Origin of the sequence: Pseudomonas sp. NPDC087342 (genome assembly GCF_044744265.1) — a bacterium.
GTDB lineage: Bacteria > Pseudomonadota > Gammaproteobacteria > Pseudomonadales > Pseudomonadaceae > Aquipseudomonas > Aquipseudomonas nunensis.
Map to the genome: position 1 here is coordinate 1 of NZ_JBIUXZ010000028.1, position 16890 is coordinate 16890.

General features: G+C 59.0%; 17 protein-coding genes. 5 read left to right on the forward strand and 12 right to left on the reverse strand.

The window, feature by feature from the left end; all coding sequences use genetic code 11:
- Positions 1–188: 188 nt before the first annotated feature.
- The 6 genes from msrQ to ACIOYV_RS29500 form a co-directional block, all read right to left on the reverse strand.
- Positions 189–809 carry a protein-methionine-sulfoxide reductase heme-binding subunit MsrQ gene (gene msrQ / locus ACIOYV_RS29475; protein WP_401329495.1) on the reverse strand — a complete coding sequence of 207 codons (621 nt, stop codon included), beginning with the start codon at positions 807–809 and terminating at the stop codon, positions 189–191.
- Positions 809–1822: a protein-methionine-sulfoxide reductase catalytic subunit MsrP gene (msrP, locus tag ACIOYV_RS29480; RefSeq protein WP_401329498.1), complete on the reverse strand. Its 1014-nt coding sequence runs from the start codon at positions 1820–1822 to the stop codon at positions 809–811. Before msrP ends, msrQ begins: the two co-directional genes overlap by 1 nt.
- A 63-nt stretch (positions 1823–1885) precedes the next feature.
- Complete coding sequence (gene pssA / locus ACIOYV_RS29485) at positions 1886–2743, reverse strand: CDP-diacylglycerol--serine O-phosphatidyltransferase (protein ID WP_054055323.1); 858 nt, start codon at positions 2741–2743, stop codon at positions 1886–1888.
- A 144-nt stretch (positions 2744–2887) separates the two neighbouring features.
- The gene (ilvC, locus tag ACIOYV_RS29490) at positions 2888–3904 is read right to left on the reverse strand and encodes a ketol-acid reductoisomerase (protein ID WP_007948647.1); all 1017 of its coding nucleotides are present in this window, start codon (positions 3902–3904) and stop codon (positions 2888–2890) included.
- A gap of 48 nt (positions 3905–3952) precedes the next feature.
- Positions 3953–4444: an acetolactate synthase small subunit gene (gene ilvN / locus ACIOYV_RS29495; protein ID WP_003176102.1), complete on the reverse strand. Its 492-nt coding sequence runs from the start codon at positions 4442–4444 to the stop codon at positions 3953–3955.
- A 2-nt stretch (positions 4445–4446) separates the two neighbouring features.
- Positions 4447–6171 (reverse strand): acetolactate synthase 3 large subunit, encoded by a 1725-nt coding sequence (locus tag ACIOYV_RS29500; RefSeq protein ID WP_163911843.1) that lies wholly within the window; start codon positions 6169–6171, stop codon positions 4447–4449.
- Positions 6172–6572: 401 nt separating this feature from the next.
- Here ACIOYV_RS29500 and ACIOYV_RS29505 point away from each other — a divergent pair, with 401 nt between their 5' ends.
- Entirely contained in the window at positions 6573–6995 is a 423-nt protein-coding gene (locus tag ACIOYV_RS29505; RefSeq protein ID WP_401329503.1) for a DUF4124 domain-containing protein, read from the forward strand.
- Positions 6996–7105: 110 nt separating this feature from the next.
- Here the strand turns inward: ACIOYV_RS29505 and ACIOYV_RS29510 are convergent, their stop codons facing one another.
- From ACIOYV_RS29510 to mrcB, 3 genes are read right to left on the reverse strand one after another with little or no spacing between them, the layout of a single operon-like run.
- Entirely contained in the window at positions 7106–7441 is a 336-nt protein-coding gene (locus tag ACIOYV_RS29510) for a YqcC family protein (protein WP_054055327.1), read from the reverse strand.
- Complete coding sequence (locus ACIOYV_RS29515) at positions 7441–8178, reverse strand: tetratricopeptide repeat protein (RefSeq protein ID WP_054055329.1); 738 nt, start codon at positions 8176–8178, stop codon at positions 7441–7443. Before ACIOYV_RS29515 ends, ACIOYV_RS29510 begins: the two co-directional genes overlap by 1 nt.
- Positions 8179–8194: 16 nt before the next feature.
- Positions 8195–10519, reverse strand: coding sequence for a penicillin-binding protein 1B (mrcB, locus tag ACIOYV_RS29520; protein WP_054055331.1), 2325 nt, complete (start codon positions 10517–10519; stop codon positions 8195–8197).
- 117 nt (positions 10520–10636) lie between these two features.
- Between mrcB and ACIOYV_RS29525 the strand changes: the two genes are divergently transcribed.
- The 4 genes from ACIOYV_RS29525 (at position 10637) to ACIOYV_RS29540 (ending at position 14001) form a co-directional block, all read left to right on the forward strand.
- Positions 10637–12193 carry a bifunctional aminoglycoside phosphotransferase/ATP-binding protein gene (locus ACIOYV_RS29525; RefSeq protein ID WP_265040928.1) on the forward strand — a complete coding sequence of 519 codons (1557 nt, stop codon included), beginning with the start codon at positions 10637–10639 and terminating at the stop codon, positions 12191–12193.
- A 91-nt stretch (positions 12194–12284) separates the two neighbouring features.
- Positions 12285–12629 carry a pentapeptide repeat-containing protein gene (locus ACIOYV_RS29530; RefSeq protein WP_054055335.1) on the forward strand — a complete coding sequence of 115 codons (345 nt, stop codon included), beginning with the start codon at positions 12285–12287 and terminating at the stop codon, positions 12627–12629.
- A 283-nt stretch (positions 12630–12912) separates the two neighbouring features.
- On the forward strand, positions 12913–13185 hold the full coding sequence (locus ACIOYV_RS29535; protein WP_007971093.1) for a TfoX/Sxy family protein: 273 nt from the start codon (positions 12913–12915) through the stop codon (positions 13183–13185).
- A 15-nt stretch (positions 13186–13200) separates the two neighbouring features.
- Positions 13201–14001 (forward strand): Crp/Fnr family transcriptional regulator, encoded by an 801-nt coding sequence (locus ACIOYV_RS29540; protein WP_401329509.1) that lies wholly within the window; start codon positions 13201–13203, stop codon positions 13999–14001.
- Between the two features lie 226 nt (positions 14002–14227).
- Here ACIOYV_RS29540 and ACIOYV_RS29545 read toward each other — a convergent pair whose 3' ends face one another.
- The 3 genes from ACIOYV_RS29545 to ACIOYV_RS29555 are packed head-to-tail and all read right to left on the reverse strand — an operon-like array spanning position 14228 to position 16851.
- Entirely contained in the window at positions 14228–15079 is an 852-nt protein-coding gene (locus tag ACIOYV_RS29545) for a ChaN family lipoprotein (protein ID WP_401329512.1), read from the reverse strand.
- A 21-nt stretch (positions 15080–15100) separates the two neighbouring features.
- Complete coding sequence (locus ACIOYV_RS29550) at positions 15101–15868, reverse strand: heme ABC transporter ATP-binding protein (RefSeq protein ID WP_290024212.1); 768 nt, start codon at positions 15866–15868, stop codon at positions 15101–15103.
- Complete coding sequence (locus ACIOYV_RS29555) at positions 15868–16851, reverse strand: FecCD family ABC transporter permease (RefSeq protein ID WP_401329616.1); 984 nt, start codon at positions 16849–16851, stop codon at positions 15868–15870. Before ACIOYV_RS29555 ends, ACIOYV_RS29550 begins: the two co-directional genes overlap by 1 nt.
- Between the last annotated feature and the right edge of the window lie 39 nt (positions 16852–16890).

The window sequence follows — 16890 nt, forward strand, 5'->3', positions numbered from 1 at the left end:
GAGGCGAATTCTACAGCGTTACTCGCTGCTGTCAACACCTCTTTTTCAACTCCTTTCGCGCTTCGATGAACTGAAGCAACTCACTGCCGAAACCTACGTAACTCTCTGTTTACCAAGGAGTTTTCCGTTTCGACTGCGCCGGAAGTGGGGCGAATTATAGACTTCCAGAATCTGCCGTCAACCCTTAATTACGCCTTTCTTGCAGAAGGTGACTTTTTGGCCATTAAACGCGGGATTCGACGGGCTACAGGGGGCAGACGCAGCACTATCAGCAACGCACCTATAGAAGCATAGACAGCCCACTCCTTCAGATCCGCACGAACGATCCACAACATATGCAGCAACCCGAGACCGAGAATCACATAAACCAGTCGATGCAGCTTCTTCCAGCGAGCCCCCAAACGTCGCTGACTGTAACGATTGGATGTCACGGCCAGCGCCAGCAAACAGAGAAACCCCAGCGTCCCGACAATAATGTAAGGCCGCTTGCGCAACTCGACGCCCAGCTGCGACCAGTCAAAACCAAGAATGAACGCCGTATACCCACTCATATGCAGGACTACATAGGCAAAGCACCACAGCCCTAGCTGCCGCCTAACCGCCACCCACCCCGCCCAACCGGTCAACTTCTGCAGGGGCGTCATGCTCAATGTAATAAGCAGAAGGACAAGCGTCCCCAACCCCAGCCGATCAACCAGCACTTTGCCCGGATCAGGCCCCAGCACATCCGCCCAAGCCTGATACAACCAAATCAACGGCCATATCGCTGCAGCTATAAAGACGCCTATTCGCCAAAACGGAAAACGCATCAGTAGTTCTTCCGCAAATCGAGCCCTGTATAGAGAGAGGCGACTTCATCCGAGTAACCATTGAACATCTGCGTGTCCCGCACATTGGGCTTGAACAGACCACTCGGCAAACGCCGCTCCCGCGCCTGGGTCCACCGCGGGTGATCGACCGTAGGGTTCACGTTCGCATAGAACCCATACTCGTCCGCCGCAATGCTCTGCCAGGTCGTCTTCGGCTGCTCACTGACCAGACTGATCCGCACGATTGATTTGACGCTCTTGAAGCCGTACTTCCACGGCACCACCAAACGCAGTGGCGCGCCATTCTGATTAGGCAATTCCCGGCCATACATGCCCACCGCAAGAATCGCCAACGGATTCATCGCCTCATCCAGGCGCAGCCCTTCCACATAAGGCCAGTCGATCAAAGCAAAACCGGAGCGCTGTCCGGGCATGACCTTAGGGTCCTCCAGCGTCTCGAAGCGAATGTATTTGGCTTTGGAGGTCGGCTCGACTTCCTTGAGTAGCGCCGAGATAGGGAAACCGATCCAGGGAATGACCATCGACCACGCCTCCACACAGCGAAGACGGTAAATCCGCTCCTCCAACTGATAAGGCTTCATGAAATCTTCCAGCGCATACCTTCCCGGCTTGCCCACCTCCCCGTCCACGACCACGCTCCACGGTTCGGTCTTCAGCACACCGGCATTGGCCGCCGGATCACCTTTATCCGTGCCGAACTCGTAGAAGTTGTTGTAGTGGGTCGCGTCCTTGAACGGAGTGATCGCCTCATCCTTGACGTTGACCGCCCCCCACTTGGTAGAAGGCAGCTTTTCGGCAAACCAGGAAGGCGCCTTGCCAGGCTCGACATCGGCATAACGCGCAGCATCGTCGGCATTCGCCCAACGAGGAAGACCACTCACGGCCAAACCGGCCACGGCAGCACCGAGCACTTTACGACGAGATAGATAGAAGGATTCAGGCGTGACGTCCGACTCTAGGCAGTCGGACGCTTTGGGGACTTTGATCAGCATGGCTACTCCGCAGCATTGGAGGACAGATGCACCAATAGACTGCGGAGTATGAGGGAAATTACATCACTCGGCGTTTTTGTGCCGACGAAGACGTAGCAGATATTGAACCGGGCCAGAGGCTGCATACCCGAGGAATACCAGCAGCAGAATGCGCGGCGGATCACTGAAGACCACGGCAAACACCAGCACTACGGCCAGGATCGCCACGAAAGGCACCCGCCCCTTCAAGTCCAGCTCCTTGAAGCTGTTGTACTTGATGTTACTGACCATCAGCATGCCGGCAGCCGCCACCATCAACGCCACCAGGAACGACATCTTGGAACCCTGGATGCCGTAATCACTGAATGCCCAGACAATCCCCGCCACCACACCAGCGGCAGCCGGGCTGGCCAAGCCAATGAAGTAGCGCTTGTCTGCGGTGCCAACCTGGGTGTTGAACCGCGCCAGGCGCAACGCCGCGCCAGCCACATAAATGAAGGCAACCATCCAGCCGACCTTGCCCATATCACCCAGGGCCCAGCCGAAGGCCAACAGCGCCGGCGCAACACCAAAGGCAACCATGTCCGACAGCGAGTCGTACTCGGCACCGAATGCGCTTTGGGTATTTGTCATGCGTGCAACCCGGCCATCCAGGCCGTCGAGCACCATGGCGACGAAAATCGCGATGGCGGCGAATGCAAAATATTTGCTCGCATTGACCGAGTCACCGGCGCTCAAGGCGGCCTGTGCGCTCATCGAATTGATGATGGAGTAGAACCCTGCGAACAGATTCGCAGTGGTAAAAAGATTCGGCAGAAGATAGATACCACGATGCCGGACTTTACGACCTTCAGCGTCATGCCCTTCCTCGATGTGTTCATCGATGGGCAGCAGACTTTCGGCGTCAGGAGCCTGGTTTGGCTCTTCGGGACGTTCGCTCATGGACATTACCTTGCAACAGGGTGGAAAGTTTCGACAGGTGTCTGGGACGACGGTTCGGCCGCAAACGATGCAGCTTTATACCAGAACCGGCGATCCAAACGAAAAAACGCGGCCTAGGCCGCGTTTTCCGTACAAGCGTGCGACTTAGTTTTTGGCTTTGTCGACGATCTTGTTGGCACCGATCCACGGCATCATGGAGCGCAGTTGCTCGCCGATGATTTCGATACCGTGAGCGGCGTTGTTACGACGCTTGGCGGTCATCGAAGGATAGCCGGTTGCGCCTTCGCTGATGAACATCTTGGCGTATTCGCCGTCCTGAATACGTTTCAGGGCGTTGCGCATAGCCTGACGGGATTCGGCGTTGATCACTTCCGGACCTGTCACGTACTCGCCGTACTCAGCGTTGTTGGAGATCGAGTAGTTCATGTTGGCGATACCGCCTTCGTACATGAGGTCAACGATCAGTTTCAGTTCGTGCAGGCATTCGAAGTAGGCCATTTCCGGCGCGTAGCCAGCTTCAACCAGGGTTTCGAAACCGGCTTTAACCAGTTCAACGGTACCGCCGCACAGAACGGCTTGTTCGCCGAACAGGTCGGTTTCGGTCTCGTCCTTGAAGGTGGTTTCGATGATGCCGGTACGACCGCCACCAACGCCAGCTGCATAGGACAGTGCAACGTTTTTGGCGTTACCCGAAGCATCCTGGTAGATAGCGATCAGGTCAGGGATACCGCCGCCTTTGACGAACTCGGAACGCACGGTGTGGCCCGGTGCTTTCGGCGCGATCATGATCACGTCGAGGTCAGCGCGCGGAACAACCTGGTTGTAGTGGATCGCGAAGCCGTGGGAGAAGGCCAGGGTGGCGCCTTTCTTGATGTTCGGCTCGATTTCGTTCTTGTACAAAGCAGACTGGAACTCGTCCGGGGTCAGGATCATGACCAGGTCGGCAGCAGCAACAGCGGAAGCAACGTCAGTCACTTTCAGGCCGTGAGCTTCGGCTTTGGCAACAGTGGCCGAACCTTTACGCAGACCAACAGTAACGTCAACGCCGGAGTCTTTCAGGTTGCACGCTTGAGCGTGGCCCTGGGAACCGTAACCGATGATGGCAACTTTCTTGCCCTGGATGATCGACAGGTCGCAGTCTTTTTCGTAATAAACTTTCATGAAATTCCCCTATATATCCAGGCCGTTCAGGCCATTCGCTAATTTGGTTTAGATGCTGAGTACTTTGTCGCCGCGAGCAATGCCGGTTACGCCGCTACGGACGGTTTCCAGAATCGAGGCGGTGCCGATGGACTGAATGAAGCTGTCGAGCTTGTCGCTGGTACCGGTCAGTTGAACGGTATACACGCTGGCGCTGACATCGACGATCTGCCCACGGTAAATATCGGTAGTGCGCTTGATCTCGGCGCGCTGGGCGCCAGTGGCCTTGACCTTGACCAGCATCAGTTCGCGCTCGATGTGAGCACTCTCCGACAGGTCGACCAATTTGACCACTTCGATCAGCTTGTTCAGGTTCTTGGTGATCTGCTCGATCACTTCATCATGGCCGACAGTGGTCAACGTCAGGCGCGACAGGGTCGGGTCTTCGGTCGGTGCCACGGTCAGGCTTTCGATGTTGTAGTTGCGCTGCGAGAACAGGCCGACTACGCGAGACAGAGCGCCAGGTTCGTTTTCCAGAAGCAAGGAAATAATGTGCCGCATGATTAAGTACGCTCCGTCTTGCTCAGCCACATATCGCGCATGGAGCCGTCTTTGATCTGCATCGGGTAGACGTGCTCACTGGTGTCGACCGAAACATCGATGATCACCAGGCGATCCTTCATGGCGAACGCTTCTTCCATCTTCGACTTCAAATCTTTCGATTCGGTGATGCGTACGCCGACGTGGCCATAGGCCTCGGCCAGCTTGACGAAGTCAGGCAACGATTCCATGTAGGAGTGCGAGTGACGGCTGCCGTAACTCATGTCTTGCCACTGGCGAACCATACCCAGAACACCGTTGTTCAGGATGACGATTTTGACCGGCAAGCCATATTGCAGACAGGTGGACAGTTCCTGGATGTTCATCTGGATACTGCCCTCGCCCGTCACGCAGACGACGTCGGCATCCGGGAAGCTCAACTTGATGCCCATGGCCGCCGGAAAACCGAAGCCCATGGTGCCCAGACCGCCGGAGTTGATCCAGCGGTTCGGCTTGTTGAACTTGTAGTACTGCGCCGCGAACATCTGGTGCTGGCCCACGTCGGACGCCACATAGGCATCGCCCTTGGTCACTTCGCACAAGGTTTCGACCACGGTCTGCGGCTTGATGACGCTGCCGTCGCCCTTGTCGTAAGGGAACAGGCCGCGATCACCGCGCCACTCATCAACCTGCTTCCACCAACTGGCCACGGACTCCTTGTTCGGGGTCTCGCCGATTTCCTTGAGGATCGCGACCATTTCGGTCAGGACACTTTCGACCGGACCGACGATAGGCACGTCAGCCTTGATGGTCTTGGAGATCGAAGCCGGGTCGATGTCGATGTGAATGATCTTGGCATTCGGGCAGAACTTCGCCGGGCCATTGATCACACGGTCATCGAAACGCGCACCGACTGCCAGGATCACGTCGGCATGGTGCATCGCCAGGTTGGCGGTGTAGCTGCCGTGCATGCCGAGCATGCCGATGAACTGGCGGTCGGTGCCAGGGTAGGCACCCAGGCCCATCAGGGTATTGGTCACTGGCAGGTTGAGCATCTTCGCCAATTCGGTCAGCGGCGCGGAGCCACCACCGAGGATCACGCCGCCACCTGCGTACATCACAGGACGCTTGGCCGCCAGGAGCATTTCTGCTGCCTTGCGGATTTGCCCGGAGTGACCGCGAACGGCCGGGCTGTAGGAACGCAGCTTGGCTTTTTTCGGGAAGACGTATTCGAACTTCTCGGCCGGGTTGGTCATGTCTTTCGGAATATCGACAACGACCGGACCAGGACGACCGGATTGCGCCAGGTAGAACGCTTTCTTCATGACTTCCGGGATTTCCGAGGCGTGCTTGATCATGAAGCTGTGCTTCACGATCGGCCGGGAGATACCGATCATGTCGGTTTCCTGGAACGCGTCGGTACCTACCATGGTGCTAGGCACCTGGCCGGAAATGACCACCATTGGAATGGAGTCCATATAAGCGGTGGCGATACCGGTGATGGCGTTTGTTGCGCCAGGACCGGAAGTCACCAGTACCACGCCGGCTTTACCGGTGGCACGGGCATAGCCGTCAGCCATATGGGTAGCCGCTTGTTCGTGACGAACCAGGATGTGGGTCACTTCCGGTTCTTTGAACAGGGCATCGTAGACATGAAGAAGAGCACCACCCGGGTACCCGTAAATATATTTGACGCCTTCGTCACGCAAAAAGCGGACGAGCATCTCACCGCCAGATAAAAGCTCCACGTTGTTCACCTCTAAAACGCCAGAATACCGTCCACTCACAAGAGGACGGGTCTTAATAGGTTTACTTCTCGGCAGAGCATGAGCGACGGTGGTCGCCGACTACGTCAGCACTGACTGAGCAAGTATTGGGATCGTCCCAAGTGTTGCGGGGCTTTCCCACCCAGCGCGAGGTAACGCGTTGCGGGTGTTACAGGTCGGCGCGGGTATGCGCCTCATGATCTGCCGAGTGGGCCTGCTTCTGGCAGTCCCTCTACAGCGGACTTTGGATTCTTCTGTTTCGTCCCCTCCAAGTCAAGTCGTCTATGTGCTTTATTGTGAGTAAGCACATGAGAACGCAAGAAAAAACCCGTAAACCGCGCGTGTGTTAGCTTCAATTGCGCAACTTATGACAAGGAAATGGCATGCGTACGTTCTTCTTCACCGCCGGTCTGCTGATCAGCCTGAGCCCTTTGTGCATGGCCGCTCAGATCTATAAGTGGGTGGATGCCCAAGGCGTGACCCATTTCGATGCCCAGCCGCCCCAAGGCCAGCAATCCACCACGGTGGTCACGCCCGCCGCGCCCACCGGCAAACCGCCCGCACCTGAGCGCAGCAATGTACTCGGCGATCAGCAGGCCATCGATAAGACGGTGAAAAAGCAGGTGGCCGAGCAGCAAGCCCAGCTCAAGGTGTTCTGCGAGCAGGCGCGGACGAACCTTGCTCAACTGCAGAACAATCCGCGACTACGGGAAGAAATTGACGGGGAAATGCGCCGCCTGAACGACCAGACACGTCAGGAGCGCATTACCGAGGCACAGAAACAGATTGCAGATAACTGCCAATAACACCCTCTACAGGAGCGAAGCTTGCTCGCGAAGGCGGCATAACATTCAAAAAATGTGCTGAATGTTACGCCGCCTTCGCGAGCAAGCTTCGCTCCTACAAGGGATCGGCGTTAGCGAGAGGCGGTGATCAGCAGGTCAAACTCTTTGAGCAGAACCTGTAGCTGCCGATCTTTACCCTGAACGTTGCGGGCGGCGAAGACCATTTCGGCCATCTCCTGAATGCCCGACGCATTGGGCAACGGCAGATCCTGCTCGAGGATCGCCTTCATGCGCGGCAGGAAGATCCATTGCAGCCATTGCTCGAAGTCCAGAGTGTCGACCGAAAACGGCTCGACACTCGACAACGCTTCGGCACTCGGCGCGACTTCGTCCCACCAGCCCTGAATCCGCAGCTCACGCTCGATCAGCAGCAACTGCTCGGCAATCTTTGGGAAACGTGCATCCATCACAGCGAAACCTTGGCCTTCTGACGTGCCTGCGAAGCACCCGCGGAATCGCCCTGTTTCTCACGCGCCTGAGCGATCAATTCCCACAGGCTGGCTTGAAGATCCGGGCGGCCATTGGCAAACGTCAGACCACGACGAGCGAACTGCTCGGCTTGCGGCGCATCGCCTTGGGCCATGCGTACTTGCGCCAGGCGATAAAGCACTTGCGGCTCACGCGGGGCCACACGCTGGGCACGCTCCAGGCTGGAGGACGCGCCGTTGAGGTCGCCAGTGGCCTGTTGCTGTTGAGCAGTGGTCAGCAGCGCCAACACTGGGCCATCGAGCTGTTCATCAGCAGACAAACCGCCACCGGTACTGGCCGACGGAATTCCACTCGGCGTCGATGGCATGCTGTAGCTGCCCTGATTGACCGGCGCGGACTGAACCGGCGACGTATCGATCGGACCTGGGGTAATCGGGCCCGGCGTGATCGGCGACGTGCTGATCGGTGCCGAGGAAACCGCGCCGCCCCCAGGAACCATCACCACCACACCGGTATCGCCTTGCGGGATCGCCTGGGTCTGGGCTTGTGCAGGACGTTTCACGGTGGTCTGACGGAAACCGCCATTCGCCGAAATCCGCTCACTGTTCGACACTGCGCTGCCGGAATCCACAACCGGGATCGAACCGCGCTGTACGCTGGAGCAACCGCTGAGCAAAGCCACGGCGGTAACCGCTGGAATCAACCACTTGTTCACTTGAAACCCTCTTTGCTTAATTCATCCAGCCCTTGACCCAATCCATCACGGTTTCGCCGGAAGCAGGGGTTTCCCCACCGCAAGCGGCGCCGGGAGGCGGTTCGCTGCCGCGAATATACGGCATCTGCACCGCACCTGGGCAGTTGGCATCAGAGCCTTGCCCGGTGCGCGAATCTACCCACGCCTGAACGATGTTATCCGGCTGCGGCATGTCCAGCGGCAGCGGATCGGCCTTGCGCATGAAACTGGTCCAGACCTGCAACGCACCGGTGGCACCGGTGAACGGCGTCTTGCCGTTATCGTCGCGCCCCAGCCAGACCACCGCCAGCAGATCCTGGCTGAAACCGGCGAACCAGCTGTCGCGGGAATCGTTACTGGTACCGGTCTTGCCCGCCAGCGTCAGGGTCTTGGGCAGCACGTTATAAACCGAACTGCCGGTGCCTTCACGCATCACCCGCTGCATGGCGCTCTGGATCAGGAAGATCGACGCCGGATCAAACCGCTGCTGGATCTGGAACGGATAACGCTTGAGCGGCTCGCCCTCGGCGGTCAGTACGCTGCGGATCCCGCGCATCGGCGTGTTGAAGCCGCCGTTGGCCAGAGTCTGGTACATGGTCGCGACTTCCATCGGCGTCAAGCCACCTGCGCCCAGCAGCATCGACGGGAACGCCGGGAATTCACGAGTCACACCCAGTCGTGCCAAGGTTTTGAGGACATTCGGCACGCCCAGTTCCAGCCCGAGACGCGCGGTCGACAGGTTGTAGGAATGCGCCAGCCCTTGATACAGGAACACCGTGCCGTGGGAGCGGCGATCGTAGTTCTGCGGCTTCCAGACCTGACCGTCCGCGCCCTTCACCGAGAAGGCATCGTCGGACAGCCAACTGGTCAAGCTGTACTGGCTGGGTTTCTCAAGCGCGGTCAGGTACACCGCCGGCTTGATCAACGAACCGATCGGTCGCACCGCATCCAGCGCGCGGTTGAAACCGGCAAAACTTGCCTGACGGCTGCCGATCATGGCCTGGACTTCACCGGTTTCCGGGTTGGTCACGACCATCGCCGCTTCAACGTCATCAGAACCTTTGCGCCCGGCCAGTCGTTTAAAGGTGTCATTGACCGAGGCTTCGGCTTTCATCTGCAGGATCGGATCGAAACTGGTGAAAATCCGCAGGCCTTCTTCGGTCAAGTCTTCGTCGCGATAGTCTTCACGCAACTGGCGTTTGACCAGGTCGATAAAGCCCGGGAACGAGCTGTCGGCCAGCTTGCCGCGCGTGGTCACGCCCAGCGGCATGGCCTTGGCCGCCGCAACCTGTTCGGCTGTGGCAACGCCTTGTTGCTCAAGTACGTCGAGCACCAGATTGCGTCGCTCCAGCGCACGCTCCGGGTTGCGACGCGGGTTGTAATAGGACGGGCCCTTGACCATGCCCACCAGCAACGCGACCTGATGCAGTTTCAGTTCGGACAACGGCTGGCCGAAGAAGAACTGGCTGGCAAGACCGAAACCGTGCACCGCGCGTTGACCGTCCTGACCGACAAACACTTCATTGAGGTAAGCCTCAAGAATCTCGCGCTTGTCGTAATGCAGCTCGAGCAGCATCGCCATCATGGCTTCGGTGAGTTTGCGGGTCAGGCTGCGTTCGCTGGTCAGGTAGAAGTTCTTGACCAATTGTTGCGTCAGCGTACTGCCACCCTGGGTCATCTTGCCGCCCGAGGTGTTGACGTAAACGGCCCGGGCAATCGACTTCGGCGACACGCCCCAGTGGTGATAGAAATCCCGGTCTTCCACAGCGACCAGGGTTTCCAGCAGATACGGCGGGACCTGATCGATTTTGATCAGGATCCGGTCTTCAAGGTTTTTCGGGTAAATGCCGCCGATCATCAGCGGCTCCAGGCGCACCACGGACAGCTTCGAACCGTTGGTCGCCGAAAGTTCGGCCACGTAGTCGCCGGAGAACCGCACGCGCACAGGCTGGGCTTTTTCCAGGCCTTCATAGAACTGGAAGCCACGGGTATTCAGGTCAACGGTATTGCCGTTGACCGCCGCAGCGCCGGGGCCGTTGCTCACGGCTTCGCGTCGGTATCCCAAGGCGTCGAGTTCGGTGAGGAAGTCTTCCTTGCTCAGCTTCTGGCCGGTGAACAGCTCCAGCGGACGCGCGTACACCTTGGCCGGGATGGTCCAGCGCTTGCCGGAGAATTTTTCCTGGACGATGGCGTCCAGGTAAACCGCGAACCCGGCGAGCACGACGAGGCCGACCAGGCTGAGTTTAATGGCCCAGCTCAACCACGGGCTAAGGCCCTTGGATGGTGGTTTTTTTTTGCTGCGGGGGGATCGAGTTCGAGTCATGGCGGCGGATTATACGCACTTTATTCATACTCAACAGGAGCCCGCCGAGGTTTGCGTCAGGCGGACTTGCGGCCATAATGGCGACCTTGAATTTTCCCCGACTCTGAAGGATCGCCTGTGAGCCAGTCCCTGATCGCCGCCCTGCAAAACCCGGCCCTCTACCCGCATCCCGTTGACGGGTTCCAGGTCATCGAGACCCATATCTCTTGGGTCATCCTCACGGGTCCCTTTGCTTATAAAGTGAAGAAGCCGATGAATTTCGGCTTCCTCGACTTCACCAGTCTCGAAGATCGCGAACATTTCTGCGCTGAAGAGCTGCGTTTGAACCAGCGCCTGACCAATGATTTGTATCTTGAAGTGTTGCCGATTACCGGCAGTGCCGAAGCCCCGCAATTTGGCGGCGATGGCCCGGCCATCGAATTCGCGCTGAAGATGCGTCAGTTCCCGCAAAGCCAGTTGCTCAGCACGCTGCAAGCCAACGGTGAATTGACCACCGCGCACATCGACGAAATGGCCGAGCAAATCGCGCAATTCCACCTCACTGCACCGAAAGTACCGGCTGAACACGACGCCGGCACCCCGGACAGCGTCATGGCGCCGGTACGCCAGAACTTTGAACAGATCCGCCCGTTCCTCAGCGACAAGGCCGATCTGCTGCAACTGGAAGCCTTGCAAGCCTGGGCCGAAAGCAGCTTCGAACGCCTCAAGCCGTTGTTTGCCCAACGCAAGGCAGACGGTTTCACCCGCGAATGCCACGGTGACATTCACCTCGGCAACGCCACCGTGATCGACGGCAAGGTCGTGATCTTCGACTGCATCGAATTCAACGAACCGTTCCGCTTCACCGACGTCTACGCCGACACCGGTTTCCTGGCGATGGACCTGGAGGACCGCGGCCTGAAAAGCATGGCCCGTCGTTTCATCAGCCAGTACCTGGAGCTGACCGGCGATTATCAGGGCCTTGAAGTGCTGAACTTCTATAAAGCCTACCGCGCCCTGGTTCGCGCCAAGGTTGCCCTGTTCAGCATGCCGGCCGAGGCCGATCCGGTGCAGCGCGCCACCACGCTGCGCCAATATCGCAACTATGCGAACCTGGCCGAAAGCTACAGCACCATCCCTTCGCGCTTCCTGTCGATTACCCACGGCGTTTCCGCTGTCGGCAAAAGCCGCGTGGCCATGCGCCTGGTGGAAGCGCTCGGTGCGATCCGCCTGCGCTCGGATGTTGAACGCAAGCGTCTGTTTGGCGAGCAAACCGTGCCGAACGATCCACAGGCCGGCATCTACAGTGCTGACGCCAGTGCCGCGACCTACACCCGCCTGCATGAAATCGCCGGCGTGATCCTGCGGGCCGGTTTCCCGGTGGTGATCGATGCCACCTACCTCAAGCGCGACCAGCGTGACGGCGCGGCAAAAATTGCCGAAGCCACTGGCGCACCGTTCCTGATCCTGGATTGCAACGCGCCGCAAGCCGTAATCGAGGGCTGGCTGGCCCTGCGTCAGGCAGAGAAAACCGATCCGTCCGACGCCAACCTGGCCGTTATCGCCGCCCAGCAAGCCAGCCGTGAAGCGCTGACGCCCGCCGAGATTCTGTGCAGCAAGCGCGTGCAGACCAATGAAAGCGGAACTCTCGACACCGTCGTGGCGCAGATTCGCCAGCGCATGCCAGGCCTGTAAGAAACTATTTCAGCCGTGGAGCCCTCGCCGGCTTCACGGCTGTCAAATAGTGGCACTATACTGGCGTCATAAAACCAACAGGTGATGTGACATGAGCCAGCCGAAACTTCTCGACACCCCGCTTTATGCCTTGCTGCACAAAGACGACATCACAGGTTTCAACAAGGAACGTCCTGCGGACGGCCCGATCGATATGGTCGGTGGCGACTTCCGTGGCCTCGACCTGCGCGAGCTGAACGCCGATGGCGTTGATTTTACCGACGCGTATTTTCGTTCCGCCGACTTGCGCGGCATCGACTTTCGCAATGCATCCCTGGAAGGCGCGAGCCTGGCCCACGCGCAAATCTCCGGCGCCTACTTCCCGCCAGAGCTGAGTGCCGACGAGATTCTGATGTCGATGAATTTCGGTACGCGCCTGCGTTATCGCACTCGCTAATCCCCGCAGCATCCCCCTGACACAACGCAATCCCTTGTGGGAGCGAGCCTGCTCGCGAAAACGGTGTGTCAGTCAATATAAGGCTTGAATGTCATACCGCTTTCGCGAGCAGGCTCGCTCCCACATAGATTGCACCGCCCTCCTTACTGCACTCGCAGACCTCAAGCCTCGCTTCTTAGAAGCTTTTGCGCCGAAACCGACCAAACAATCACGCTTTTCCTACTGATGGCTACACTCCTCAAAGGCTCGCCCACGCACCGTTCGGCCGTCGCAAGGAGGCTTGATGAATGATGAACTGCAACACCTGAAGAATCTTGGCAAGACGTCTGCACAGTGGCTGCATGCCGTGGGCATCCACAGTGCCTCGGACTTGCGTCGCTTGGGGGCGGTGGACGCTTATCGGGCCGTGCGCACGCGCGGGTTTCGGGCGTCCAAGGTGTTGCTGTATGCGATCGAAGGCGCGCTGATGGATGTGCACTGGAACGACATCCCCGCCGAACGCAAGGAAGCCTTGAACAAACAACTGGAAGCCATCTCTTCACGTCACAAGAATTGAACAGGCGCCATCGCCATGTACCTGCTCGGGGAACAACCGGCTTACGCCGACGCACTGATCAACCGCCTGCAAAATATGCCTGCCCGGTTGCTGGAGGGGTTATCACCCTGCGGCCCGGCCCTGGAGCTGCCCGCCGTTGACGACCTCGCGAAGGCATTGCCCGGCGATCAGTTGTTCTTGCTCGACAGCGGCTTGCTGCATGGCTGGGTCGATGAGCGCGCGCTGTTCTATCTGCATGAAGGTGATTTGGTCGGACTGCGCCAGGACGCTGAACTGCCCTCTTGCCGCTTGCGCAGCGACGGCCCGTTGTCCCTGATTCCTTTCCTGCGCACCGAAGTGTTCCAGCATATTTATGCCGATCCACAGCGTTCGGAGTTGTTCCTGCAATATCTCGCTGGCCAGTCCTCCCTGTTGTCCGACGCCATCGCGCGCCTGAAACCACCCGAGTTTCGCAGTACCCACGGCTTCCAGCGCGTGGCCAGGGGCGAAGTGCTGATTCAACAAGGCGATGAGGCGGACCATGTGTTCGTCATCATCGAAGGCCACGCCGAAGCATTTGTCGACGGATATAAAGTCGGCGATGTGCCCAAGGATGAGATTTTCGGCGCCATGGCGGTGTTCACTGGCGAGAAGCGCAATGCCAGCGTCGTCACCAGCGAACCGAGTACGGTGATACTGATTCCCAAGGATCAGTTTTTAAGCCTGACGCAAAACAATCCAAAGATCGCTCACAGCCTGATCGAGAGCATGGCGCGGCGCATCGGGCTGCTCAACAAGCAGATCACCCAACTGAGCGCAGCCAAGCCTTCAGGCTGAAGCCCAGTAAATACGGGGCTTGTAGACGAATTTGAAATTAATCAGAAAACAGCGGTTGACTTGGTAATGAGAATCGCTATGATTATCACAACTGGTCGCGAGACTGGTCGATATTCTGAAAAGCCCTTGGTTCGGACTCTCAGATTATCTCCTCATCAGGCTAATCACGGTTATTTGACCCGACTCTTGTCGGGTCTTTTTTTGCCTGTGAAAAAGTCGCCTGAGCCTACTTGCCCATCTGCTTACGCATCTCTGCACAGTAATCCTGCGCTGGCGTGGCAGGCGTGTACCAAACGTAATCGGCCATGGCCGGCGTGACCTGACTGCCCTGCTCCGCCAGCATCAACACGATGGGTGCTTCGGGTTCGCCCAGATCCAGCACATGCAGCGGCACACCGACATCTTTGCGCGCATGGTAGGCACCGGCCAACAGCATTGACGGCGTCGGCGCCGCAATCAGCCGCTGCGCCATGCGCCGATCACGTTGTTGTTGCACCGCCAGCATGGCCGGCATTTGCGATTGGGGCAGCAGGCCGCAATGGGAACCGCTAATTTGCTCCAGCAGCTCTTTTTTGACCGACGGAGCATTGGAGCGCGAACCGCTCACTGTTGGTGACTGGGCGTAGAAAGCACGCACTTCGGTGTTATCCAGATTGGCCGACAGCAGCGGATAAGGCTGACCCAAGGCAAAACGCACAATCGGCCCATACAAATCCCAGTCCCAACCGGACTGCCAGGCCAATGCACCGGGCAGATCAGTTGGCAGCGAGGCGGCGCGGCGCACGTCATCGACGCGCGGTTGTTGATCCGGCGTGAGCATTTCCAGCAACAGGCTGCCTTGCGCTCGCCGCTGACCCAACTCCTGGAGCAACCACAATTGCAGTTGATGGTGATCGCGGTTGTCGTGCTGCTCGCCGACGATGATCCGCTCAGGCTTGGCCAATCGCGCAACCAGCTCTGTTGCCGTGAGTGACTGACCGCTGCGCAAATCGCGAATCTGGCCGGTGAGCGGTGGCGGCGTTGAAACATGCTGACAAGCACTCAGGAGCAACGCAGCCAGCAGCAAAATCCCTCGCATGTTCTCACCTCGATGAATGACTCAGCGGGCGATGATCAGCGGATGCCCACGCTCCGGGTGCGGTTGCACCAGCACTTCCAGGCCGAATACCGCTTTGAGCGGTTCCGGGCGCAGTACTTGCTGCGGCGTATCCAGCGCCACCGGGCGCCCGCCTTCGAGCAGCAACAGGCGATCACAATAACGCGCCGCCAGATTCAGATCATGCAGGATCACCAACACCGCCGCACCGCGATCAGCAAATTCACGCACCGCTTGCAGCGTGGTGTGCTGATGCAACGGATCGAGCATCGAGGTCGGCTCATCCAACAGTAAGGTCTGCCCCGCCTCGCCCGGCCAGAGTTGCGCCAATACCCGCGCCAAATGCACCCGCTGACGTTCGCCACCGGACAGCGCCAGATAACTGCGACCGCTCAGGTGCCCGGCATCCGCGGCACCCAATGCGGCGGCGACAATTTCATCATCGCGCACCCGGCCCGTTTGATAGGGCAAGCGGCCCATGCCGACCACTTCCTCGACACGAAAGCCGAAGTCCAGGGTCGAGACCTGCGGTAACACGGCCAGCCGTTGAGCGCGTTGGGCGCCGGTGCAATGCCGCAACTCTTGCTGATCGAGCCAGACACGTCCTTCATCGGGATGCAGTTCACCGCACAACGCGCCGAGCAAGGTGCTTTTGCCGGCGCCGTTTGGTCCCAGCACGCCGAGGACTTCGCCCGGTTTGAGTTCGAGGGTGATATCCGTCAGCACGGTTTTGCTGCCACGGCGGATCACCAGGTTTTCCGTGCGCAGCATCAGGCAGGCCTCCTGAGCAGCAAAAACAGGAAGAACGGCGCACCAATGAACGCCGTGACGATGCCGATCGGCAACTCGGCCGGCGCCAGGGCCAGGCGCGCCACCAGATCGGCGAACAACAACAGACTCGCCCCCGCCAGCACCGAGGCCGGCAACAACACCTTGTGATCCGGCCCGGCCAGCAGTCGCACCAGATGCGGTACCACCAGCCCGACAAAACCGATCATGCCCGCCGCTGCGACCGCTGCGCCAACCCCCAGCGCAGTGCAGAACACCAGCTCACGCTTGAGCCCTTCGACATCAATGCCCAGGTGACCGGCCTCGGACTCGCCCAGCAATAACGCATTCAGCGCCTTGGCCCGACGCGGCAACCACAGCGCCACGCCGGCCGTCACCAGCAACAACGGCCAAAGCCGCGAATAGCTCGCGCCATTGAGGCTGCCCAGGTTCCAGAAGGTCAGCGTGCGTAAAGTCGCATCGTCCGCCAGATAGGTGAACAAGCCTACGGCCGAACCGGCCAGTGCCGTCAACGCGATCCCCGCCAGCAACATGGTTGCGACGTTGGTCTGGCCGTTACGTCGGCCCAGTCGATACACCAGCGCCGTCACCCCGAGTCCGCCGAGAAACGCGCACAAGGATAAAAGATAAGGCCCGAAGGCTTCGGGCAAACCGCCGAACGCCGAACCGCCGACAATCGCAATCGCCGCGCCCAACGCCGCACCGCTGGAAACCCCCACCAGTCCCGGATCGGCCAATGGATTACGAAACAAACCCTGCATTGCCACGCCGGACAATGCCAATACACCCCCAACCGCCAGGCCCAACAAGGTGCGCGGCAGGCGAATCTGCCCGAGGATCAGTTCAGCCTGCTCCAGTCCATCGGGAGCAATCGGCACACCGAGCAGCCGCAGCGCCGCACGCAAGGTGTCGAGCAGCGGCAAGCTCACCGGGCCTAGAGCCAACGACAACCAGATCGCCAGCAAACACAGCACACTCAAGCCAATAAACAGTGCGCGAGGTTT

What these genes read in the sequence shown, in the direction of transcription:
- msrP (WP_401329498.1), bottom strand. Translation starts at nt 1,822, where the DNA reads ATGCTGATCAAAGTCCCCAAAGCGTCCGACTGCCTAGAGTCGGACGTC.
- ilvN (WP_003176102.1), bottom strand. Translation starts at nt 4,444, where the DNA reads ATGCGGCACATTATTTCCTTGCTTCTGGAAAACGAACCTGGCGCTCTG.
- ACIOYV_RS29530 (WP_054055335.1), top strand. Translation starts at nt 12,285, where the DNA reads ATGAGCCAGCCGAAACTTCTCGACACCCCGCTTTATGCCTTGCTGCAC.
- pssA (WP_054055323.1), bottom strand. Translation starts at nt 2,743, where the DNA reads ATGAGCGAACGTCCCGAAGAGCCAAACCAGGCTCCTGACGCCGAAAGT.
- msrQ (WP_401329495.1), bottom strand. Translation starts at nt 809, where the DNA reads ATGCGTTTTCCGTTTTGGCGAATAGGCGTCTTTATAGCTGCAGCGATA.
- ACIOYV_RS29550 (WP_290024212.1), bottom strand. Translation starts at nt 15,868, where the DNA reads ATGCTGCGCACGGAAAACCTGGTGATCCGCCGTGGCAGCAAAACCGTG.
- mrcB (WP_054055331.1), bottom strand. Translation starts at nt 10,519, where the DNA reads ATGACTCGAACTCGATCCCCCCGCAGCAAAAAAAAACCACCATCCAAG.
- ilvC (WP_007948647.1), bottom strand. Translation starts at nt 3,904, where the DNA reads ATGAAAGTTTATTACGAAAAAGACTGCGACCTGTCGATCATCCAGGGC.
- ACIOYV_RS29535 (WP_007971093.1), top strand. Translation starts at nt 12,913, where the DNA reads ATGAATGATGAACTGCAACACCTGAAGAATCTTGGCAAGACGTCTGCA.
- ACIOYV_RS29505 (WP_401329503.1), top strand. Translation starts at nt 6,573, where the DNA reads ATGCGTACGTTCTTCTTCACCGCCGGTCTGCTGATCAGCCTGAGCCCT.
- ACIOYV_RS29540 (WP_401329509.1), top strand. Translation starts at nt 13,201, where the DNA reads ATGTACCTGCTCGGGGAACAACCGGCTTACGCCGACGCACTGATCAAC.
- ACIOYV_RS29510 (WP_054055327.1), bottom strand. Translation starts at nt 7,441, where the DNA reads ATGGATGCACGTTTCCCAAAGATTGCCGAGCAGTTGCTGCTGATCGAG.
- ACIOYV_RS29545 (WP_401329512.1), bottom strand. Translation starts at nt 15,079, where the DNA reads ATGCGAGGGATTTTGCTGCTGGCTGCGTTGCTCCTGAGTGCTTGTCAG.